Here is a 19,121-nt window from a genome sequence, read left to right as displayed (position 1 = left end):
TGTTGCTCGATCAAGTGGAAAGAAGGAAGTCGGAAAACAGGCTCAGGCCGGCGGCAGATCGTGCGGCGGCGGCCGGAACAGCGGCGAGATCAGCCAGACCAGGCCGATGCCGAACAGCAGGGTCAGGCCGAACGCGCGCAGCGCCGGGGTCTGCGACAGGCCCAGCAGGCCGAACGACAACCAGGTGCTGGCCGCGCCCACGCACACCGCCAGCCAGGCACTGGCATCGCCGCGGTGCTCGATCAGGAAGATGCCGTAGTCGATGCCCATGCCCAGCAGCAGCATCAGTGCCAGCACGTTGAACAGCTGCAGTGGCTGGCCGAACAGGCCCAGCAGGCCCAGGGTCAGCGCACCGGCAATCAGGGTCGGCGCGAACACGCGCCAGGCCTGGCGTCGGTAGCGCAGCCACAGCGCGCCGAACACCAGCACGATGCCGACCAGCAGCAGCCCACCCATCAGCTTGCGGTAGTGGCCCAGCAGCTGCGAGAAGTCGGCGGTGCGGTCCACCCAGCGCACACCCGGCAGGCCTTCCGCCGCCCCGCGCAGGGTGGCCAGCGCATCAGCGCGCGACAGGTCATCGACCATCACCACGCTGATCATCTGCCCGCCGACCTCGCCCACCCACAGGTGGCGGAACGGCTGCGAGGCCGGCGAGGCCAGGAACGCCTCCGCGGTCAACGGCGTAGCGGCGAAGTCCGGGCGCGGCAGCGGTTCGCCGACCGCCTCGGACACCGCGTCCAGCACGCCCGGTTCCACCTTGGCGGTCAGCGCGGCATCGGCCTGCTGGCGCGCCGGCGACGGCAGCCAGTCGCTGATCGCGCGGTAACCGCCGATGCGCTTGTCGTTGGCCAGTACACGCAGGCGTTCGGTCAGCGCTTCTTCGCGCTGCAGCAGTTGTGCGGCGTCACCGCCCTGCACCAGGTAGAACTGCGCCGGGCTGGGCATGCCCAGCAGCTGGCTCAGGCGGATCTGCTGGGCCATCAACGCCGGCGGCGAGGACTGCAGGCTGCGCAGATCGTCGTTGCTGTTCAGGCGGGCAATGCCGATGGCAGACAGCGCCAGCGTGATCACCACGAACACCGTCACCGGCCGGCGGCCATGCAACCGCGGGAAGCGCTCCAGCGTGTTGCCCAGCCACTGCGAGAAACGGGTCTGGCGGATCTCACCGCCATCCAGCCACGGGAACCAGAAGATCACCGTGAGGAAGGCGGCAGCCAGGCCGACCACCGAGAACAGCGCCATCTGGCGCAGGCCCGGGAACGGGGCCAGGCCCAGTGCCAGATAGGCCAGCGCGCTGGTCAGCAACGCCAGCCACAGGCCCGGCAACAGGTGCCGCAGCAGTTTCCAGCGGCGATCGGCCGGCTCGGCCTGGCGCGAGGCGAACCAGTGGATGCCATAGTCCTCTGCCACGCCCACCAGCGACGCACCGAACACCAGGGTGAGCACGTGCACCTTGCCGAACACCAGTACGGTCACCGCCAGCGCCACGCCGCAGCCGATCAGCAACGACGCGGCGACCAGCAGGATCGGCCGCAGCGAACGGAACGCCAGCCACACCAGCAGCAGCACCGCAGCCAGCGAGCCCCAACCGATCGTGTTGATCTCCTGGTTGGCCTGCACAGCGGCCGCTTCGGCATGCAGCGGCACACCGGCATGCAGGATTTCCAGCTCGGGCGCCGCCGCCCTGGCGGCCTGCCCGGCACGTTCCAGCAGGCCATCGAGATGGCGCTCACCATCGAGCTGGAATGCCGAACCCGGTGTATCGAACTGCAGCGCAGCCCAATGCTTGCCCTCGGCTTCGAGCAGGCCGTCATCGCCCAGCCGCAACCCCGAACCCTGTGCCTGCTGCTGCCACCACTGCGGCCACAGTGACAACGGGTCTTGCCGCCAGTCGGTCAGGCGCGGCGCGCCCATCGGGCCGTACAGCGCGGCCAATGCCTGCTCGGCCAATGCGCCCGGTTCGCTGCCCTGCAGCTGCTCGCGCTGGGCCGGCGTCAGCAGGCGGTCGCGGTACGGCGCGTAGAACGCGCGCGCGTCATCGAACCAACCTTCGATCGAACCACTGGGCACCAGCAAGGCGTGGTCGGTGTCCTTGGCCATGGCCGCGGCAAAGGCCGCCTGCGCGCGCTTGGCGACGGCGCTGTCCTTGCTGCCCAGCAGCACCACCACCTGCCGCGAGCTGCCGTCGGCGATGCGCCGGGTGACGTCGCTCAACAGGCGATCATGCGCATCCTGCGGCAACAGCGCCAGGATATCGGTGTCGATCCGCGACTCCTGGCTCCACAGGCGCCACTGCTGCGCGCCCAGTACCAGCAGCACCAGCAGCCAGGCGATACCCAGCCAGTGCCACCAACGCCGCAACCGGTCCGGCGCGTTCGATGCCACGACCTCACTCAAAGCGGCGGGCCTCGTCGGCGTTGAGCGTGGCCGGTGCCTCGCTCAATGCGCTGAACTGGATCTGCGTGCGGTCCTTGTTGGCCTCGACGACCTCGACCTGGCGCACGTAGCGGTCACCCTGCAGGGTCAGCGACTGGAACGCCTTGGCCAGCATCGCCGACTTCGGCGTCAGCCGCAGTCGCCAGCCCTGCCCTTCACGGCTGGCCGCCACGTTGAACTGGCTGGACAGCGCCTGCACGTCGCCACTCATCAGCGCGAACATGATCGCGTTCACCGAACGCATCGCCGGCTGCTGCCGTGCATCCAGCTCGACGCGGGTGCTGCCATCGCGCTGGCGGCTGAGGATGCGGTCGGCGGTGACCACCACTTCGGAAGGGAACGGCTTGAGCGTGGTCCAGATCACGCCGTGCTGGCGCGCGACCACGAACTGGCCCTGCGAGCGCAGCGGGTTCTTGAAGCCGCTGACCTGCTTTTCCTGGCTGAACTGGCCGCGCAGCACGTCCGGCCGCGCCACCGCCTGGGTAATCGCATCGATGGCGGGGTCGGCGGCCTGCACCTGCGGTGCGGCAATGAGCATCAGCGCGCACAGCAGCACGCTCGGAAGACGGGCAAGCATGTTCACGGCGCAGGCACTCCCAGGCGTTCCCACAGTACCGGCGGGCACTGGTACAGCATTTCCTTGCTGGCCGCGTCCACCGCGACCTGGATGGTCATCGCGCGGGTCAGCACCTGGCCGCTCTGCGCATCGACGATTTCGTACTCGATCTTCAGCCGGTTCTCCCATTCCACGATGCGCGCGATCACGCGCAGGGCCTGGTTGAACAGCAGCGGGCGCACGTACTTCACCCGGGCATCGACCACCGGCCACAGGTAGCCCGATTCGAGCATCTGCGGGTAGTCGTAGTCGTAGCGCCCGAGCAGCGCGCAGCGCGCGATCTCGAAGTACTTGAAGTAGTTGCCATGCCAGACCACGTTCATCGGATCGCAGTCATGGAAGGCGGGGGTCAGCGCAATCTCGCCGACCCGTTCGATGGCCTCATTCACCGGCATACAGCTCCCAACGTTGCGCGCGGATCTCCACCAGCAGTTCCCGCAGTTCGCGATCCAGCGCGCGGTCTTCTTCAACCAGGGCGATGCGCTGCCCCAGTTCGGCGTACATGTCGGCCAGACTGCCATGCAGCTGCGCGTTCAGGCCAACCCGTTCGCGCAGCGCCAGGCCCTGGCGGGCGGCGATCAGCATCGCGGCCACCACCTGTTCAGTCAGCTCGATCACGCGCAGGCAGTCGCGCGCGGCGATGGTGCCCATGCTGACCTTGTCCTGGTTGTGGCACTCGGTGGAACGCGAAAACACGCTGGCCGGCATGGTCTGCTTCAGCGCTTCGGCAGTCCAGGCCGACACGCTGATCTGCAGCGCCTTCAGGCCATGGTTGATGGCTGCGCGCGGGCCGGTGGCCGCCGACAGGTTGGCCGGCAGGCCATGGTTGTAACGGGCATCGACCACCAGCGCCAGCTGCCGGTCGAGCAGGTCGGCAACGTTGGCCACGGTGTTCTTCAGGGTGTCCATCGCCAGCGCGATGTGGCCACCGTAGAAGTGGCCGCCATGCAGGATGCGCTCGCCGTCGGCATCGATCAGCGGGTTGTCGTTGGCGCTGTTCAGTTCGGTTTCGATCAGCTGGCGCAGGAACGGCAGGCTGTCCTCCAGCACGCCGATCACATGCGGCGCGCAGCGCAGCGAATAGCGGTCCTGCAGGCGCTGTTCATTGCGCGGCGGACGCTCGCTGTGCAGGTCGCTGCGCAGGCGCGCGGCGATGCGGCCCTGGCCCGGGTGCGGCTTGGCCGCGAACAGGGTTTCGTCGAAGTGGTGCGCGTTGCCGTCGCTGGCCAGCACGTTGAACGCGGTCAGGCGCGTGGCCATGCGCGCCAGGTAATCGGCGCGCTGCCAGGCCAGGCAGGCCAGGCCGGTCATCACCGCGGTGCCGTTCATGATCGCCAGGCCTTCCTTCGGCCGCAGCTTCAGCGGGGTCATGCCGATCTTCGCCAGCACCTCCGCCGCCGGCTGCACGCGACCGTCGTGCAGCACCTCGCGCTCGCCGCACAGCACCGCCGCCACGTACGACAGCGGCGTCAGGTCACCACTGGCACCCACCGAGCCTTCGGCCGGAATCATCGGCAGCACGTCGTGCTGCAGCAGCGTGGCCAGGCCTTCCAGCAACGGCACACTGACACCGGACATGCCACGCACCAGCGAGGCCAGGCGCGCGGCCAGCACCGCGCGGGTCTCGACCGGGTCCAGGTAACGCCCCAGGCCGCAGCCGTGGTAGGTGTACAGGTGGTGCGGCAGTTCCGCCACCAGCGCCGGCGGGATGTTCACCGTGCACGAGTCGCCGTAGCCGGTGGTCACGCCGTAGATCACGCCGTCCTCGCGCAGCAGGCGGTCGAGGAAGTCGGCACCGCGCTGGATGTGCGCGCGGAACGCCGGCGCGTCGCTCAGTGCGGCCTCGCACTGGCGCTGGGCCAGGGCAACCACGTCTTCAATGGTCAACGGTGCATCGCCAAAGCGGCACACGGGTACGGCGTCAGTCGTCATGCGGAGCCTGATCCCAGAAGGGGAAGAAATTGAACCAGTCCAACGGGGACTGGATGACCTGGAGTTCCAGCCAGCGCGCGAAGCGCTGTGCCTGTTCGGCCAGCGCGGCGTCGCGCGAGCCACGCGGCAGCACGATGCGTTCGGCGAACTGTTCGAATGCCACGCGATAGCCCTCGCCCTGGTGCAGGCAGGCCATGGTGTAGACCGGGCAGCCGAGGGCGGCGGCGAGCACATAGGCACCGATCGGGAACGGGGCGGGGTGGCCAAGGAAATCGGCGGTGACGCTCCGGCCGCCCTGCACCGGCGTGCGGTCACCGACGATGGCGACGAAGCCACCCGCCGCCACGCGCTCGGCCAGCATCACCGCGGTGGCCGGCCCCATTTCGGTCACCTGCACCAGTTCCACCGCGGCCAGCGGGTCCAGCCGCTGCAGCAGGCGATTGAAGCGCTGCGCGTGCGCCGTATGCACCAGCACGGTGATGCGGAAGCCCGGCACCTGTTCGGCCAGCACCTGGCACAGCTCCAGGCAGCCGATGTGCGCAGTGAGGATCAGCCCGCCTTCGCGGCGCGCGATCTTCTCCAGCACCAGGTCGCGATGCAGGTGGATGCGTTCGGCCGGATAGCGCCCGCCCAGGCCGAGGATCTTGTCCAGCATCGTGTCGGCAAACGCGAAGAAGTGGCGCAGGCTGTCACGCCGGGTCGGCGTGCGGCCGAGCACGCCGCTGTATGCCTGCAGCCGCTGCAGGTACTGCATCGAGGCCTGGCGGCCGACGCGGTTGCCCAGCCAATGGCAGGCCACCACCGGCCACACGCACAGGCGGAACGGCCAGCGCCCGAACCAGCGGTGCACCCAGCACAGGAACAGCACGCCGGCCACCGACGTCGATTCGCCGATGTCGGCCCAGTGCGGGGCACCCTGCGCGGCCGCCATCTCAGCGCTGCCCCCGCAGGCGGCGCCACAACAGGCGCGGTGCGCGCCAGAGCATGCCGAAGAACAGGCGGGTATGCATGCGGCTGATGCGCACGTTGTCGCGCCACACATCGAAGTGCGACACGCCATCGGATGGATAGGTCACGCGCGTGGCCAGATGCTCGACCGGCAGCTGCCGCCAGTACAGGCGCACCATCACTTCGGTATCGAAATCCATGCGCCGGCCGATGGTTTCCTCGCCGATCAGGCGCAGTACCGGCGGCAGCGGATACACGCGGAAGCCGCACATGGTGTCGCGCAGGTGCAGCGACAGCGTGTTGATCCAGACCCAGATGTGGGTGGCGTAGCGGCCGTACAGACGCGCCTTCGGCACGCTGGCGTCGTAGGCGGGGATACCGCAGATCACCGCATCCGGATGCACGCGCGCGGCCTCGATGAAGCGCGGTAGATCGCGGGTGTCGTGCTGGCCGTCGGCATCGATCTGCAGCACGTGGCTGTAGCCACGCGCGGCCGCCTCGGCGAAACCGGCCAGCATCGCCCCGCCCTTGCCCTGGTTGATGTCCAGGCGCAGCAGGTCGACCCCCTGGCGCTGTGCCAGCGCACGCAGCACCGCCGCGCAGGAGGCCCGCGAACCATCGTCGACCAGCAGGCACGGCAGGCCGGCGGCCTGCACGCCGTCGACCACCGCCGCGATGGCGTGCTCGTGGTCGTAGACGGGAATCACCACCAGTGGCGCGAACGCGGCACCGGCAACGGCCGGGTCAGTCCGCATCAGCGAAAACCACCTTGCCGCTGGCATGCACACCGTGGCTGGATGTGTAGCGGAAGGCCAGTACGTTGCGTGCGGCATCCCAGTCCAGCTGCAGGGTCAATTCATCACCCGGGCGGGCCACATGCTGGAACTTCACTGCGTCCATGCGCAGGAAAGCGCTCGGCATCGCGAACGCCTGGCGGCCGAAACGCACTGCCCAGTCCAGCTGTGCCACACCGGGCAGGATCGCTGCCTGCGGGAAATGACCCTGGAATGGACGCAGCGCCGGGTCGAGGGTCATGCGCAGCGTGGCACTCGCAGCATCGCGGCGGTCCCAGACCGGCACCGGCATCAGTGGCTGGAACAGCGCCGCCAATGCCGCCTGGGTCACCTTGCCCTGCGCGTTGATCGGCAACGCCTGCACCAGGCGCCAACGGCGCGGCCGGGTCACCGCGTCATGCGCATGCGCCAGGCGGGCGCCGAGGCGTTGGCCCAGCGCACGACGCGCAGCGTCGCCCGCGTCCAGCAGCGCCGGATCGGCCGGCACCACCACGGCGGCCAGCTGCTCGCGCTGCCCGGGCAGCACCAGCACGCGCGCGTCCTCCACTTCGGCGTCTTCGCGCAGCGCGCGTTCCAGCGCATCCAGCGACACGCGGCGTTCTTCGATCTTGACGATGCGGTCGGCGCGGCCCAGCAGCCGGAAGCGGCCATCGGCCAACGCTTCAACGCGGTCCTGGGTACGCCACCAGTCGGGCGTTTCCAGATGCGCCGAGGCCACTGCCAGGCAGCCATCGTCGATCCGCCACTGCACGCCCGGCAACGGCTGCCACGGTGGCAGGTCGGTGTCCCAGCGGCGCCAGGCGATGCCGCCGGTTTCGCTGCTGCCGTAGACCTCGGTCGGGGCCACGCCCAGCCACTGCCGCACCTGCCGCGCCGCGTCTTCCGGCAGCGGGCCACCGGAGGAGAACACCGCGCGCAGGCGGCCATGCAGGCTGGCCCAGTCGAGCTGCCCGGGCAGGCGCTTGAGGTGGGCCGGCGTCGCCACCAGCACTGTATCGGTACCGGCCAGCGCACCCACCAGGTCTTCGTGGAAGAACCGGCGCGGATGGATCAGGCGACCGGCGGCCAGCGGCCACAGCACGCGGAACAGCAGCCCGTAGATGTGCTGGTGGGACACCGTGCCATGAACCTGCACGCCTTCCATCTGCGCGCCGAACGCGGCCTGCAGCGCCTCCACCTCGCGCGCCAGCTGGTCCAGGCGCTTGCCGATCGCGCTGGGCTGGCCGGTGCTGCCGGAAGTGAACACGCACAGTTCGCAGGCGCGCTCGTCCAGCGCCCGCAGTTCATCGTCCAGCGCGGCGTCCAGCGCCACCAGCGGGCGGTAGTCGGCGGACACGTCGCCTGCGAAGCCGCTCACCTGCGGCTGCAGCGCCTGCAGCGTGGCCGGCAGGTTGTCGGCGGCCAGGAACACCCGCTTGCCGGCATGCCAGGCACCGAACAGCGCCGCGGCGAAGGCCACGGCATCATCAAAGTACAGGGCCCAGTCGCGGCCTTCGGCCGCCGCAAAGGCGGCGCGCCAGGCCAGTACGCGCTGGCGGAAGCCGGCGTGGTCGATCACCTCGCCGTCGCAGAGGCCGACGCCGCGCTGTGGCCGTGCCTCCAGCAGCAGCCGGTCCAGGGCAATCCACTCAGCCATGCGCGTGCGCCGCCTTCACCCGCCGCCGCACCAGCCACTCACCTGCGAACAACACGCCCATCATCACGTACGCCAACAATCCGTTGTAGAGCATCCAGACCCGGTCCGACGCGTACAGCGCGGTCAGCAGGGCCAGGCTGCCGTTGAGAACGAAAAAGCCGCACCACACCTGGGTGACGCGGCGGGTATAGGCCACCGCGAACGGGGGCAGGTCCGGCTCCTGCAGCCGCGCCAGGCGCTCCACCAGCGGCGGCCCGAAGCGCAGGCTGGTGCCGAACACCGCCAGCATCACCGCGTTGACCAGCGCCGGGTACAGCTTCAGCGGCAGGGCCTGGTTGAGCACGGTGGCCAGCACCGCCAGCAGGCCGGTGCCAGCGGCGGCGGCCCACCACAGTGGCTGTCGCGTGCTCAGCGCACGCAGCAGGGCCAGGGTGAACAGCAGCAGCGACAGCCAGCGCGGCTCGAAACGGCCCATTGCCAGGTACACCAGCAGCGGGTAGGCAAGCGAAATCGCTGCCACCACGACGATACGTGCGCGAGCCATGGCGAAGCCGCCGGCGCTGCGGTCAGGCGGCTGCCTGGTCCGGCAGCAGTCCATGCACGACATCGACGATGTCCTGCACGGTGCGCACGGCCTTGAACGCTTCCGGCTGCAGATTGCGGCCGAGCAGCGGCTTGAGCTGCACGATCAGGTCGACCGCATCGATGCTGTCGATGTCCAGGTCGTCGTACAGGCGGGCCTCGGGGGTGATCCGGGCGGTTTCGATCTCGAAGCTGTCGGTCAGGATGCTGACGATGCGTTCGAACAGTTCATTCTTGGTCATGGCAATTCCTGGCGCCGTTACGACTGGCGGGCGGCGACGAACTCGCCGAGCGCGCGCACGCTGGAGAAATGGCGACGGGTTTCTTCCGAATCGGCCGAGAGGCTGACACCGTACTTCTTCTGCAGCGCCAGGCCCAGCTCCAGCGCGTCGATCGAATCCAGGCCGAGGCCCTCGACGAACAGCGGCGCGGTCGGATCGATGTCCTCCGGCGTGATGTCCTCCAGCGAAAGGGAGGAAATGATCAATTCCTTGATCTCGTGCTCAAGTGCTTGCACGGGGCGGATCTCCAGACAGGTCGAAATAACGAGAAAGGTGCTCGGTGACGCGGCGTGCTGCCAAGGCATCCCCCCTTGGCGAGTCGTCATCGGCCAGGAAGGGCGCGATCGGGATATCTTCGCCGATCTGCAGCCGAACGTGAAAGCGACGTGAGGGGACACGATACCACTTCTGTCCCTTGGTCAACGTGGGCGGGGTGCAGGTGATCCGCACCGGGGTGATGTCCAGCCGGCCGCGGACGGCGATGTTGGCAGCCCCGCGCTGCAGCCGCGGCGGCTGGCCCGGCACGCTGCGGGTGCCCTCCGGGAAGATCACCAGGGTACCGCCGGCATGCACCGCCGCCACGCAGTCGTCGACCAGGCCCGCCCCGTCATCGTTGGCGATGTAGCCGGCCGCCCGCACCGGGCCGCGCATGAACGGGTTGCAGGCCACGGCCCGCTTCACCACGCAATCGGCGTTGGGCAGCAGCGAGATCAGGCAGACCACGTCGATCAGGGTCGGGTGATTGGCCAGAACCAGCAAACCGTCGCGCTGCAGGCGTTCCCCGCCCTCGATCTGGTAGGTCATCACTCCCAGCGCACGCATCAGGCGCAGATGGCTGGCAAAGGCGACCTGGACCACTCGGCGGGCCCGGCGGCGGCGGACCACCGGGTCGCGCATCAGCAGCAGCACCGGCATCACCAGCACGCCCAGCAGCAGGCCGCCCACGCCAAATGCGGCAAAGCTCAGGCCGGTGCCGAACACCCGCCAGGCATGATCGAGGCGGCGCAGCGCCTCAGCCACGGCGCCCCCAGCGCCAGCGCTGGCCCTGGGCCACGTGCTCCAGCGCCGGCGCGCCGGACAACAGGAAACGGTGCAGGTCCAGCGCGTGCGGCAGCGTACCCGGTGCGGTGGCTGCGGCATGCGGCGCCGCCTCCCACTGCAGCGAGAGGGTCGGCCGGCCCGGCGTCGGCGCGATCAAACGCCAGCACCAGGCAAAGAACGGGTCAGGTTCGTCGGCGAACGTCGCGTAAATTTCAGGAAGTGGCGATTCATAGACCACCACCCGCACTTCGCGGGCACCATCGGCCAACAGCCCGGCCGCCTCCAGGCAGGCGGTCTCGACCGTGGCCTGGCCGGCGGCCAGCGCCAGGTAGTTGCCGCGGTGGCCGCGGGCGATCGAGTACAGCGCCGCGATCGCGTTGTGCACCGACAGGCCGAATCCGGTCGGCGACAGGGGCTGCTCGCCGACCAGCGCCCCCAGCAGATCCATCGAACGGGCCACGTCGCCATGGCGGCTGGCGAACACCAGCGGCACCTGGCTGTCAGCGCCCTGCCCATCCTCGCACCAGCAGGCAGCCTGGATCGCCATCCGGCCCAGCCGCTCGATGCGGCGGCGCTGCATCGCCGGTATCTCGGCCAGCGCCGGCGTGTCTTCGCCCTGTGGCGGATACGGCGCATCGGCCCAGCCCAGCCACTGGCTACGCTCGCTCAGGCCGGGCGCCCAGGCAGCCCAGTCGACGATGGAGAATTCGATCATTTAGCGATGGTGCTTCAACGGGAGAACGATAGGCACGAGCCATTAGGCGACGCGCGGCGGCCCCCCATTCCTGCAGCCGTGCGTCCGTCCAGGACGTCGCCGGCTGCCCCCCTGGCCGCCGGAAAGGAGCGCACGCTAGCACGTCCTGCACGGGGTGTGCAGGTTTCACATTCCCCAACGCGGGACCCGGCACCGGCGGGCCCCTGCATTCAATCGATCAGTGGTAACCGGTGTCGGCGTGCACCTTGCCGCGGAACACCCGGTACGACCATGCCGTGTAGCCGAGGATGACCGGCAGCAGAACGACCAGCCCGACCAGGGTGAAGCCCAGCGAGGAGGCCGGCGCGGCGGCCTGCCACAGCGTCATCGACGGCGGCAGCAGGTAGGGCCACATGCCCAGCACCAGGCCGAGGAAGCCGAGCACGAACAGGGCCAGGCTGAGCAGGAACGGCGGCAGGTCGCGGCGCGGATGGGTCGCGCTGCGCCACAGCGCGGCAGCCACCGCCAGGGTCAGCAAAGGCACCGGCGACAGCCACCAGAAGTTGCCGTCGCTGAACCAGCGATCCATCAACCTCGAATCGAGGAACGGCAGCCAGCTGCTCACAAGGCCCATCGCCGCGATCACCGCCACCACCAGCGGCCGGGTCATCTGTCGCGCCAGCGCCTGCACGCGCCCTTCGGTCTTCAGGATCAGCCAGGTGCTGCCCAGCAGCGCATAGCCGGCCACCAGCGCGGCGCCGGTCAGCATCGCGAACGGGCTGAACCAGGCGAACGCACCGCCCTGGTAGGCACCGTCCACCAGCGGGATGCCCTGCACCAGCGTGCCCAGGATCACGCCCTGGGCGAAAGTCGCCAGCAACGAACCGAGCCCGAACGCCACGCTCCACAGCCGGCGCGAACGATGCGCCTTGAAGCGGAACTCGAAGGCCACACCGCGGAACACCAGCGCCACCACCAACAGCAGCACCGGCAGGTAGAGCGCCGACAACAGCACCGCATAGGCCTTGGGGAAGGCCGCCAGCAGGCCAGCGCCACCCAGTACCAGCCAGGTCTCGTTGCCGTCCCAGATCGGCGCGGCGGTGTTCATCATCAGGTCCAGCTGTTCCTCGTCCTCGGCGAACGGAGCAAGGATGCCGATACCTAGCACGAAGCCATCCAGCACCACGTACATCAGCACGCCGAAGCCGATCACCGCGAACCACGCCACCGGCAGCCAGGTCATCAGGTCCATGTCAGCGGTCCTCCAGCGGTTCGTCGGCCGCCGACAGCGGGCGTGCCGGAGTGTGGCTGCCATGGTCCAGCGACGGCCCCTCGGCATACGGCTGCGGCCCGTGGCGCAGGATCTTCACCAGGTACCAGATGCCCCAGCCGAACACGAAGGCGTAGCCAACCACGTAGACGCCCAGCGACAGCGCGGTCATCCACGCGCTCTGCGGGCCGACCGCATCGGCGGTGCGCAGCACGCCGTACACCACCCACGGCTGGCGCCCCATCTCGGTGACGAACCAACCGGACAGCAGCGCGATGAAGCCACTCGGCAGCATCCAGTTCCAGCCCCGCAGCAGCCACGGTGAATCCAGCAGCCTCCTGCGCCACAGCTGGAAGGCCGAGACCCAGGTCAGCAACAGCATCAGCGTGCCCAGCCCGACCATGATGCGGAAGGCGAAGAACACCGGCGTCACCGGCGGCCGTTCGCTGGCCGGTACCGAGGTGAGCGGATCGAAGGTGCCATCCAGCGAGTGGGTGAGGATCACGCTGCCCAGCTTCGGGATGGCCACTTCGAAGTCGTTGCGCTCTTCCTTCTCGTTGGGCAGCGCGAACACCACCAGCGGCACGCCCTCGCCTTCCCTGGTTTCATGCCAGTGTGCTTCCATCGCCGCGATCTTCATCGGCTGATGTTTGAGCGTGTTCAGGCCATGCATGTCGCCGACGAAGATCTGCACCGGCACGGTCAATGCCGCGAATGCAACGGCAGCGATCAGCATGCGCCGGCCCGCTTCGACGTGCGTGCCCTTGCGCAGGTACCACGCGCCCACGCCACCAATCACGAAACAGGTAGTGATGAACGAGCCCAGCGCCATGTGCGCCAAGCGGTACGGGAACGAGGGGTTGAACACCACCTGCCACCAGTCCACCGGATGCACGATGCCGTTGACCATCTCGTAGCCGGCCGGCGTATGCAGCCAGCTGTTCGACGACAGGATCCAGAACGTGGAGAACAGCGTGCCCAGCGCCACCATGCAGGTGGACAGGAAATGCAGGCGCGGCGAAACCCGGCCCCAGCCGAACATCATCACGCCGAGGAAGCTGGCTTCCAGGAAGAACGCGGTCAGCACTTCATAGGTCAGCAGCGGACCGATGACCGTGCCGGCCACCTCGCTCAGCCGCGGCCAGTTGGTACCGAACTGGAAGGCCATGACGATGCCGCTGACCACGCCCATGCCGAACGACACCGCGAAGATCTTCTGCCAGAAGAAATACAGCTCGCGCCACACGGGCAGCTTCGTGCGCAGCCAGCGCCATTCGATGAAGGCCAGCCAGCTGGCCGTGCCGATGGTGAAGGCAGGGAACAGCACGTGGAAACTGATGACGAATCCGAACTGGATCCGGGACAACAACAACGCGTCCAAGGGACGCCTCCTGCCTGCGACCGGTGGGATACCGGACCACTTTAGGAGGATTTCGTTAAGGTGGGATGCGACCGGGTGACGCGCTGCTTCACTTTGTCGCAGGGATCAACCGTTCTGGTAGCTGCCAACCTTGGTGGGCACACACGCCCAGACGCCGACCAAGGTCGGCATCTACCAGGCCCACCACCCGGAGGGCGCCTCAGTTCCAGAAGTACCAGGCTGCGGCAGCCAGCAGGGCGCCAAACAACAGCACCTGCACCACCACATAGCCCACGCCACCGTCGCGCGACTCAGCGGAAATGCGCTTCTGCAGCGCCTCGCTTACATCCGGCGTGTCTTCCTGCTGCGCTTGCTCACGCAACGCCTGTGCCAGCGCGCGCGCTTCCGCATCGCGAGGGTCGGTCGGTGGGTTCACAGCAGCTCTCCGGCGGTGGCATGCCGCGTCAGTTCCTGCTTCAGGACCTGGCGCGCGCGGTGCAGGTGGCTTTTGATGGTACCGCGTGCCAGCCCGGTCACCTGTTCGATCTCGGCCAGATCGAAATCCTCCAGGTAATGCAGGCCGACGATCAGGCGCTGCGGTTCGCTCAGTCGCTCCAGCGCCGCGCCGAGCTGGCGTCCGGCCTGCAGCGCCTCGCTCAACTCGGCCGGGCCCGGGCCCTCATCACCGATGCCAAGTTCTTCCGGCACCTCCACCGCCACCATCCATTGCGCCTCCAGCCGCCGCCGGCGCAGGTGCTGCAGCGCGGTGGTGTAGGCCACCCGCGAAACCCAGGTACGCAGCGAGGATTCGAAGCGGAACCGGTGCAGCTGGCGGAACACGGCCAGGAAGGTCTCCTGCAGCAGGTCGGCGACCTGGTCGCGGTCGCCGACCATGCGTCCGATCACATGCGCGCAGGTGCGCTGGTGGGTCTCCACCAGCTGCGAAAACGCCGCCTGCGAACCATCGATGATGGCCCGCACCAGGGCCTGGTCCGCGTCCAGCGGCTCGGCGGGCGGTGCCGCCGCTGCTGCATCGTGGCGGCGACGGCCCCGCAGTGCCGACAATGCTTCGCCGAGCAGGCTCATCTGCGGGGCGCCCCCTGTGCCCGTGGCATGCGCCGGCTCAGCCCTTGCGTGCGGCGGGGCGGGTGAAGTGCCAGGCCAGCAGCTGGCCCAGGCCAGCACTGCCGACCAGCGCGGCGGCGGCGCCGAAGGTCAGGTCACGGGCACCGATGGCTTCCAGCAGGGCCATGGCCAGGGCCAGGCAGACCAGGCTGATGCCCCAGCGCAGCGCGCCCTGGCGGCGGCGCTCTTCTTCCAGCACGGCCAGCGAGCGGATCACTTCCTCCGGCACGTGCGGGGCCACCAGCTTGCTACGCGCGCGCGCATCGGCAATGGCATGGATCGCGTAGGCGATGCAGATGAAGAGGGTGATCGGGATCAGTTCCTGCATGGTCGGGCTCCTGTTCGGTGGATGATGCGGGTTCAGGAGAATGGATGCGCGACCACGGCAACCGGTTGCACTAGGTGTCTGCCACCTCGTCGCTGGTGCCGGGCGTATCCACCGGGTCCGGGAAATAGGTCTCCACCTGAAAATCCAGCTGCAGGTCCGCCATGAGTCGCAGCAACTGCTGATCCAGCACAAAACCCGCCCATGCGGTCTTTCCAAAGATGCCGACACGCAGGCCGATCCCGGCCCCCTCCTGCAGCAGTTCCCTGATCACGTCGGCGCGTGCCCGCAGGCGATCGATCAACGCCGGCCAGGCATCCATCAGCCAGCCGTCCTTGCCCCTCTCCAGTACGAACACCACGCGGGTCGCGGTATGCACCCTGATCAGGGTGCCGTCGCGATCCCTATATCCGGTCCCGACATCTCGGGAGAACGCGGGTTCCAGATCCAACCGGGCGGCAATCCCGGCACCGGCCTCTGTGGGGTGCTGCACGCCCAGAGAGATCCTGTAGTCGTAGCAGTACATATCGGTTCCATCCGAACGGAATGGCCATCATGCCGCACACGCCGCCGCAGCGACCCGGGCGGGGCCATTTTGCCGATTCCGCTGCCATGACCTGTGGCCCCTGCCCCGGGTCCTTGCGGCTGCTACGCTTGCCCGGTTTCCTCTTCTGGTGCCGTCCGCCCATGTCCCGAGTGCTGCCCCTGTCCCTCCTGCTGTCGGCCGTGCTGGCCGCACCGGCTGCGCATGCCGCGCCGACGCCGATCACCATCGAACAGGCCATGGCCGACCCGGACTGGATCGGTCCGCCGGTCGAGAAGGCTTGGTGGTCGTGGAACAGCCAGCAGGTGGAATACCAGCTCAAGCGCAACGGCAGCCCGGTGCGCGATACCTTCCGCCAGCCGGTGGCCGGTGGCGTGGCCGCACAGGTGGCCGATGACCAGCGTGGCACCCTGGACGTGGCCGAGCCGGTCTACGACCGCAGCCGCAGCCGCAGCGCTTTCGTCCGCAATGGCGACGTGTTCGTGCGCGACCTGCGCAGCGGCGCGCTGACCCAGCTGACCCGCAGCAACGAGCGCGCGGGCAACGTGAACTTCGCTGCCGACAATGGCGTGATCTGGCGCGTTGGCCAGAACTGGTTCCACTGGACCGCTGCCAGCGGTGTGCAGCAGGTGGCCAGCCTGAAGGCCGACAAGGATCCGCGCACGCCGCCGAAGGCCGACGTGCTGCGCGACCAGCAGCTGCGCACGCTGGAAACCCTGCGCCGCGACCGCGACCAGCGCGAGGCACTGAAGGACCAGGACCAGCGCTGGCGCCAGGCCGACCCGACCCGTGCGCCGGGCCCGGTGTACCTGGGCGCCGACGTCGAGATCGGTGACAGCGTGCTGTCGCCCGACCTGACCCACCTGATCGTGGTGACCAAGCCGAAGGACTTCGACGACGGCCGCACCAGCAAGATGCCGCTGTACGTGACCGAATCGGGTTACGAGGAGACCGAGGACACCCGCACCCGCGTCGGCCGCAACGGCTTCGAACCGCACACCCTGTGGTACGTGGACGTGCGCACCGGCAAGGCCGAGAAGATCTCGCTGTCCGGCTTGCCGGGCATCAGCACCGACCCGCTGGCCGAGCTGCGCCGCAAGGCCGGCAAGGATGCGCTGAAGGGCGAGCGCAGCGTGCAGGTGATGAGCGACTTCATGGGCGGCGGCATCCGCTGGAGCGCCGACGGCCAGCAGGCCGCGGTGATGCTGCGTGCCAACGACAACAAGGACCGCTGGATCATCAGCGTCAACGCCGCCGACGGCCGCGTGCAGAACCGCCACCGCCTGACCGACAACGCCTGGATCAACTGGGGCTTCAACGATTTCGGCTGGATGGCCGATGGCCGCACGCTGTGGCTGCTGTCCGAGGAATCGGGCTTCTCGCACCTGTACACCCAGGCCGGCACCGCCAAGCCGCAGGCGCTGACCAGCGGCAAATGGGAAACCTCGGCGCCGGTGCCGTCGGCCGATGGCAAGGGCTTCTACTTCCTGTGCAACCAGCAGGCGCCGCATGACTACGAAGTCTGCGCGGTCGACACCGGCAACCGCCAGGTGCGCGAGCTGACCAGCCTCAACGGCGTGGAAGACTTCTCGCTGTCGCCGGACGGCCAGCAGCTGCTGGTGCGCTACTCCGGTGCCTACCTGCCGCCGCAGCTGGCGGTGCTGCCCAGCACCGGTGGCCAGGCACGCGTGCTGACCGATACCCGCACCGCCGATTACAAGGCGCGTGAGTGGATCCAGCCGAAGCTGGTGGCAGTGCCGTCCAAGCATGGCGCCGGCGTGGTCTGGGCCAAGTACTACGAACCGGAAAACAAGGAACCGGGCAGGAAGTACCCGATCGTGATGTTCGTGCACGGCGCCGGCTACCTGCAGAACGTGCACCAGCGCTACCCGGCCTATTTCCGCGAGCAGATGTTCCACAACCTGCTGGTGGAGAAGGGCTACATCGTGCTGGACATGGACTACCGCGGCAGCGAGGGCTACGGCCGCGACTGGCGCACGGCCATCTACCGCAACATGGGCCACCCGGAACTGGAAGACTACAAGGATGGCCTGGACTGGCTGGTCGACACCCAGCAGGGCGACCGTGACCACGCCGGCATCTACGGCGGTTCCTACGGCGGCTTCATGACCTTCATGGCGCTGTTCCGTGCACCGGGCACGTTCAAGGCCGGCGCCGCGCTGCGCCCGGTGGTCGACTGGCACAACTACAACCACGGCTACACCAGCAACATCCTCAACACCCCGGACATCGATCCGGAGGCGTACCGCGTGTCCTCGCCGATCGAGTACGCGCAGAACCTGCAGGACAACCTGCTGATCGCCCACGGCATGATGGATGACAACGTGTTCTTCCAGGACTCGGTGCACCTCACCCAGCGCCTGATCGAACTGCACAAGGACAACTGGTCGATCGCACCGTACCCGCTGGAGCGCCACGGCTACGTCCGCGCCGATTCCTGGCTGGACCAGTACAAGCGCATCCTCAAGCTGTTCGAGCAGAACCTGAAGTGAGCAACGCCGCGGCCACGATACGGATCGTGGCCGCGGTCATCCTGGATGACCGCGGCCGGGCGCTGCTGGTGCGCAAGCACGGCGCCCGCCGCTTCATCCAGCCCGGTGGCAAGCCCGAACCCGGCGAAGCACCGCTGCAGGCACTGGCCCGTGAGCTGGACGAGGAACTGGGCGTGCAGCTGCGCATCGCTTCGGCCATCGCGCTGGGTACATTCGAGGACTGGGCAGTGAATGAGCCCGGCCACCGCGTGCAGGCGCAGGCCTGGTGGGTGCAGGTGGACGGCAGGCCACAGGCACGCGCGGAGATCGCTGAACTGGCCTGGGCTCCACTGCAACCGCCGCATGGCCTGCCCTTGGCACCCTTGAGCGAACACCATATCCTGCCGGCGGTCGCCACCCGGGTGACGGCCCGCTGAGCAGGCGGGCGCCGACTGCAAGGACATCGGATGTCAGTGCCGCTCCCGCCACTTCCCACGCCCGCCGCACCCGCCGCTCATGCCTGGGTGCGGCCAATGGCGCAGGCTTCGTTCTGGCTGTGCCTGCTGCTGACGCTCTACTTCGTGCTGCAGGCGCTGCTGTTGTGGCCGCTGCACGGTACCGCGCTGTGGCAGTCACTGGCCGGAATGGCGCAGGCCTACCGGATGCACAGCGTCACCTGGCTGCTGGCCCACCCGGTGGGCGCCTCGATGATCACCGCGCTGGTCTGCCTGGCCTCGACCGCAGCCAGCTGGGGCCTGCTGCGCGAACGCCGCTGGGGCCTGTGGAGCTTCGTGGCGCTGTTGTTGCTGGGCGCCCTGGCCAACTTCGCGATCGCCTGGTGGCTGGACGCGTGCATGCGCGATCTCATCGCGCTGCTGGCCGATGACCCGGCCCTGCAGCAGGAGCTGCAGCCACGGCGCTGGATGGTCACCTTCATCGTGGTCGGCACCTCCATCCTGTTCCTCGGCCTGCAGGGCTGGCTGGCCTGGCGCCTGCTGCGGCCGGACATCCGCTCCCGCTTCCACTGAGCCTGCCCTCCCATCTG

21 protein-coding genes are annotated in these 19,121 nt (G+C 68.5%); 3 read left to right on the top strand and 18 right to left on the bottom strand.

What is annotated here, in order from left to right; genetic code table 11:
• Nucleotides 1-42 precede the first annotated feature (42 nt).
• From BKE09_RS11830 to BKE09_RS11745, 18 genes are all read right to left on the bottom strand, one after another.
• Nucleotides 43-2,397 carry a hypothetical protein gene (locus tag BKE09_RS11830; RefSeq protein WP_075675858.1) on the bottom strand — a complete coding sequence of 785 codons (2,355 nt, stop codon included), beginning with the start codon at nucleotides 2,395-2,397 and terminating at the stop codon, nucleotides 43-45.
• Nucleotides 2,390-3,013, bottom strand: a complete 624-nt coding sequence (locus tag BKE09_RS11825) for an outer membrane lipoprotein carrier protein LolA (protein WP_170871743.1) — start codon at nucleotides 3,011-3,013, stop codon at nucleotides 2,390-2,392. Before BKE09_RS11825 ends, BKE09_RS11830 begins: the two co-directional genes overlap by 8 nt.
• A 2-nt stretch (nucleotides 3,014-3,015) precedes the next feature.
• The gene (locus BKE09_RS11820; protein WP_014038931.1) at nucleotides 3,016-3,447 is read right to left on the bottom strand and encodes an acyl-CoA thioesterase; all 432 of its coding nucleotides are present in this window, start codon (nucleotides 3,445-3,447) and stop codon (nucleotides 3,016-3,018) included.
• Nucleotides 3,434-4,984, bottom strand: coding sequence for an aromatic amino acid ammonia-lyase (locus tag BKE09_RS11815; RefSeq protein WP_075675856.1), 1,551 nt, complete (start codon nucleotides 4,982-4,984; stop codon nucleotides 3,434-3,436). The genes BKE09_RS11820 and BKE09_RS11815 overlap by 14 nt, the downstream gene beginning before the upstream one ends.
• A complete protein-coding gene (locus tag BKE09_RS11810; RefSeq protein WP_075675855.1) occupies nucleotides 4,974-5,915 on the bottom strand; it encodes an acyltransferase in 942 nt (313 codons plus the stop codon). Before BKE09_RS11810 ends, BKE09_RS11815 begins: the two co-directional genes overlap by 11 nt.
• Nucleotide 5,916: 1 nt before the next feature.
• A complete protein-coding gene (locus BKE09_RS11805; RefSeq protein WP_075675854.1) occupies nucleotides 5,917-6,687 on the bottom strand; it encodes a glycosyltransferase family 2 protein in 771 nt (256 codons plus the stop codon).
• Nucleotides 6,677-8,362: an AMP-binding protein gene (locus tag BKE09_RS11800; RefSeq protein ID WP_075675853.1), complete on the bottom strand. Its 1,686-nt coding sequence runs from the start codon at nucleotides 8,360-8,362 to the stop codon at nucleotides 6,677-6,679. The genes BKE09_RS11805 and BKE09_RS11800 overlap by 11 nt, the downstream gene beginning before the upstream one ends.
• Nucleotides 8,355-8,906, bottom strand: coding sequence for a hypothetical protein (locus BKE09_RS11795; RefSeq protein ID WP_075676711.1), 552 nt, complete (start codon nucleotides 8,904-8,906; stop codon nucleotides 8,355-8,357). Before BKE09_RS11795 ends, BKE09_RS11800 begins: the two co-directional genes overlap by 8 nt.
• 22 nt (nucleotides 8,907-8,928) lie before the next feature.
• Nucleotides 8,929-9,186, bottom strand: a complete 258-nt coding sequence (locus BKE09_RS11790) for an acyl carrier protein (RefSeq protein WP_005411609.1) — start codon at nucleotides 9,184-9,186, stop codon at nucleotides 8,929-8,931.
• 17 nt (nucleotides 9,187-9,203) lie between these two features.
• Complete coding sequence (locus BKE09_RS11785) at nucleotides 9,204-9,461, bottom strand: phosphopantetheine-binding protein (protein WP_005411610.1); 258 nt, start codon at nucleotides 9,459-9,461, stop codon at nucleotides 9,204-9,206.
• Nucleotides 9,448-10,245 carry a lysophospholipid acyltransferase family protein gene (locus tag BKE09_RS11780; protein WP_014038937.1) on the bottom strand — a complete coding sequence of 266 codons (798 nt, stop codon included), beginning with the start codon at nucleotides 10,243-10,245 and terminating at the stop codon, nucleotides 9,448-9,450. The genes BKE09_RS11785 and BKE09_RS11780 overlap by 14 nt, the downstream gene beginning before the upstream one ends.
• On the bottom strand, nucleotides 10,238-10,981 hold the full coding sequence (locus tag BKE09_RS11775; RefSeq protein ID WP_075675852.1) for a beta-ketoacyl synthase chain length factor: 744 nt from the start codon (nucleotides 10,979-10,981) through the stop codon (nucleotides 10,238-10,240). The genes BKE09_RS11780 and BKE09_RS11775 overlap by 8 nt, the downstream gene beginning before the upstream one ends.
• Before the next feature lie 217 nt (nucleotides 10,982-11,198).
• Nucleotides 11,199-12,212 carry a cytochrome d ubiquinol oxidase subunit II gene (gene cydB / locus BKE09_RS11770; RefSeq protein ID WP_075675851.1) on the bottom strand — a complete coding sequence of 338 codons (1,014 nt, stop codon included), beginning with the start codon at nucleotides 12,210-12,212 and terminating at the stop codon, nucleotides 11,199-11,201.
• Between the two features lies 1 nt (nucleotide 12,213).
• A complete protein-coding gene (locus BKE09_RS11765) occupies nucleotides 12,214-13,611 on the bottom strand; it encodes a cytochrome ubiquinol oxidase subunit I (RefSeq protein WP_075675850.1) in 1,398 nt (465 codons plus the stop codon).
• Between the two features lie 199 nt (nucleotides 13,612-13,810).
• Nucleotides 13,811-14,026 carry a hypothetical protein gene (locus BKE09_RS11760; RefSeq protein ID WP_075675849.1) on the bottom strand — a complete coding sequence of 72 codons (216 nt, stop codon included), beginning with the start codon at nucleotides 14,024-14,026 and terminating at the stop codon, nucleotides 13,811-13,813.
• On the bottom strand, nucleotides 14,023-14,676 hold the full coding sequence (locus BKE09_RS11755) for a sigma-70 family RNA polymerase sigma factor (protein WP_075675848.1): 654 nt from the start codon (nucleotides 14,674-14,676) through the stop codon (nucleotides 14,023-14,025). Before BKE09_RS11755 ends, BKE09_RS11760 begins: the two co-directional genes overlap by 4 nt.
• 37 nt (nucleotides 14,677-14,713) lie before the next feature.
• Nucleotides 14,714-15,043, bottom strand: a complete 330-nt coding sequence (locus tag BKE09_RS11750) for a hypothetical protein (RefSeq protein ID WP_005414880.1) — start codon at nucleotides 15,041-15,043, stop codon at nucleotides 14,714-14,716.
• Between the two features lie 70 nt (nucleotides 15,044-15,113).
• Nucleotides 15,114-15,566 carry a hypothetical protein gene (locus tag BKE09_RS11745; protein WP_075675847.1) on the bottom strand — a complete coding sequence of 151 codons (453 nt, stop codon included), beginning with the start codon at nucleotides 15,564-15,566 and terminating at the stop codon, nucleotides 15,114-15,116.
• Nucleotides 15,567-15,727: 161 nt separating this feature from the next.
• On the opposite strand from BKE09_RS11745, the gene BKE09_RS11740 reads away from it, so the two are divergent.
• Genes BKE09_RS11740 through BKE09_RS11730 form a run of 3 tightly spaced genes read left to right on the top strand, consistent with a single transcriptional unit; the run spans nucleotide 15,728 to nucleotide 19,104 of the window.
• Entirely contained in the window at nucleotides 15,728-18,097 is a 2,370-nt protein-coding gene (locus tag BKE09_RS11740; protein WP_075675846.1) for a S9 family peptidase, read from the top strand.
• Entirely contained in the window at nucleotides 18,094-18,513 is a 420-nt protein-coding gene (locus tag BKE09_RS11735; RefSeq protein ID WP_075675845.1) for an NUDIX domain-containing protein, read from the top strand. The genes BKE09_RS11740 and BKE09_RS11735 overlap by 4 nt, the downstream gene beginning before the upstream one ends.
• Before the next feature lie 30 nt (nucleotides 18,514-18,543).
• Nucleotides 18,544-19,104: a hypothetical protein gene (locus BKE09_RS11730; RefSeq protein ID WP_075675844.1), complete on the top strand. Its 561-nt coding sequence runs from the start codon at nucleotides 18,544-18,546 to the stop codon at nucleotides 19,102-19,104.
• The last annotated feature ends 17 nt before the right edge of the window (nucleotides 19,105-19,121 follow it).

The organism is Stenotrophomonas sp. TD3 (genome assembly GCF_001939825.1).
Classification (GTDB): domain Bacteria; phylum Pseudomonadota; class Gammaproteobacteria; order Xanthomonadales; family Xanthomonadaceae; genus Stenotrophomonas.
The sequence above is the reverse complement of the archived record's forward strand: the minus strand, read 5'-3'. Positions and strand labels throughout refer to the sequence as shown.

Bases quoted from the DNA above. Each gene is read 5' to 3' on its own strand.
- BKE09_RS11825 (WP_170871743.1), bottom strand. From the start codon at position 3,013: ATGCTTGCCCGTCTTCCGAGCGTGCTGCTGTGCGCGCTGATGCTCATT.
- BKE09_RS11820 (WP_014038931.1), bottom strand. From the start codon at position 3,447: ATGCCGGTGAATGAGGCCATCGAACGGGTCGGCGAGATTGCGCTGACC.
- BKE09_RS11815 (WP_075675856.1), bottom strand. From the start codon at position 4,984: ATGACGACTGACGCCGTACCCGTGTGCCGCTTTGGCGATGCACCGTTG.
- BKE09_RS11810 (WP_075675855.1), bottom strand. From the start codon at position 5,915: ATGGCGGCCGCGCAGGGTGCCCCGCACTGGGCCGACATCGGCGAATCG.
- BKE09_RS11805 (WP_075675854.1), bottom strand. From the start codon at position 6,687: ATGCGGACTGACCCGGCCGTTGCCGGTGCCGCGTTCGCGCCACTGGTG.
- BKE09_RS11800 (WP_075675853.1), bottom strand. From the start codon at position 8,362: ATGGCTGAGTGGATTGCCCTGGACCGGCTGCTGCTGGAGGCACGGCCA.
- BKE09_RS11795 (WP_075676711.1), bottom strand. From the start codon at position 8,906: ATGGCTCGCGCACGTATCGTCGTGGTGGCAGCGATTTCGCTTGCCTAC.
- BKE09_RS11790 (WP_005411609.1), bottom strand. From the start codon at position 9,186: ATGACCAAGAATGAACTGTTCGAACGCATCGTCAGCATCCTGACCGAC.
- BKE09_RS11775 (WP_075675852.1), bottom strand. From the start codon at position 10,981: ATGATCGAATTCTCCATCGTCGACTGGGCTGCCTGGGCGCCCGGCCTG.
- cydB (WP_075675851.1), bottom strand. From the start codon at position 12,212: ATGGACCTGATGACCTGGCTGCCGGTGGCGTGGTTCGCGGTGATCGGC.
- BKE09_RS11755 (WP_075675848.1), bottom strand. From the start codon at position 14,676: ATGAGCCTGCTCGGCGAAGCATTGTCGGCACTGCGGGGCCGTCGCCGC.
- BKE09_RS11750 (WP_005414880.1), bottom strand. From the start codon at position 15,043: ATGCAGGAACTGATCCCGATCACCCTCTTCATCTGCATCGCCTACGCG.
- BKE09_RS11745 (WP_075675847.1), bottom strand. From the start codon at position 15,566: ATGTACTGCTACGACTACAGGATCTCTCTGGGCGTGCAGCACCCCACA.
- BKE09_RS11740 (WP_075675846.1), top strand. From the start codon at position 15,728: ATGTCCCGAGTGCTGCCCCTGTCCCTCCTGCTGTCGGCCGTGCTGGCC.
- BKE09_RS11730 (WP_075675844.1), top strand. From the start codon at position 18,544: ATGTCAGTGCCGCTCCCGCCACTTCCCACGCCCGCCGCACCCGCCGCT.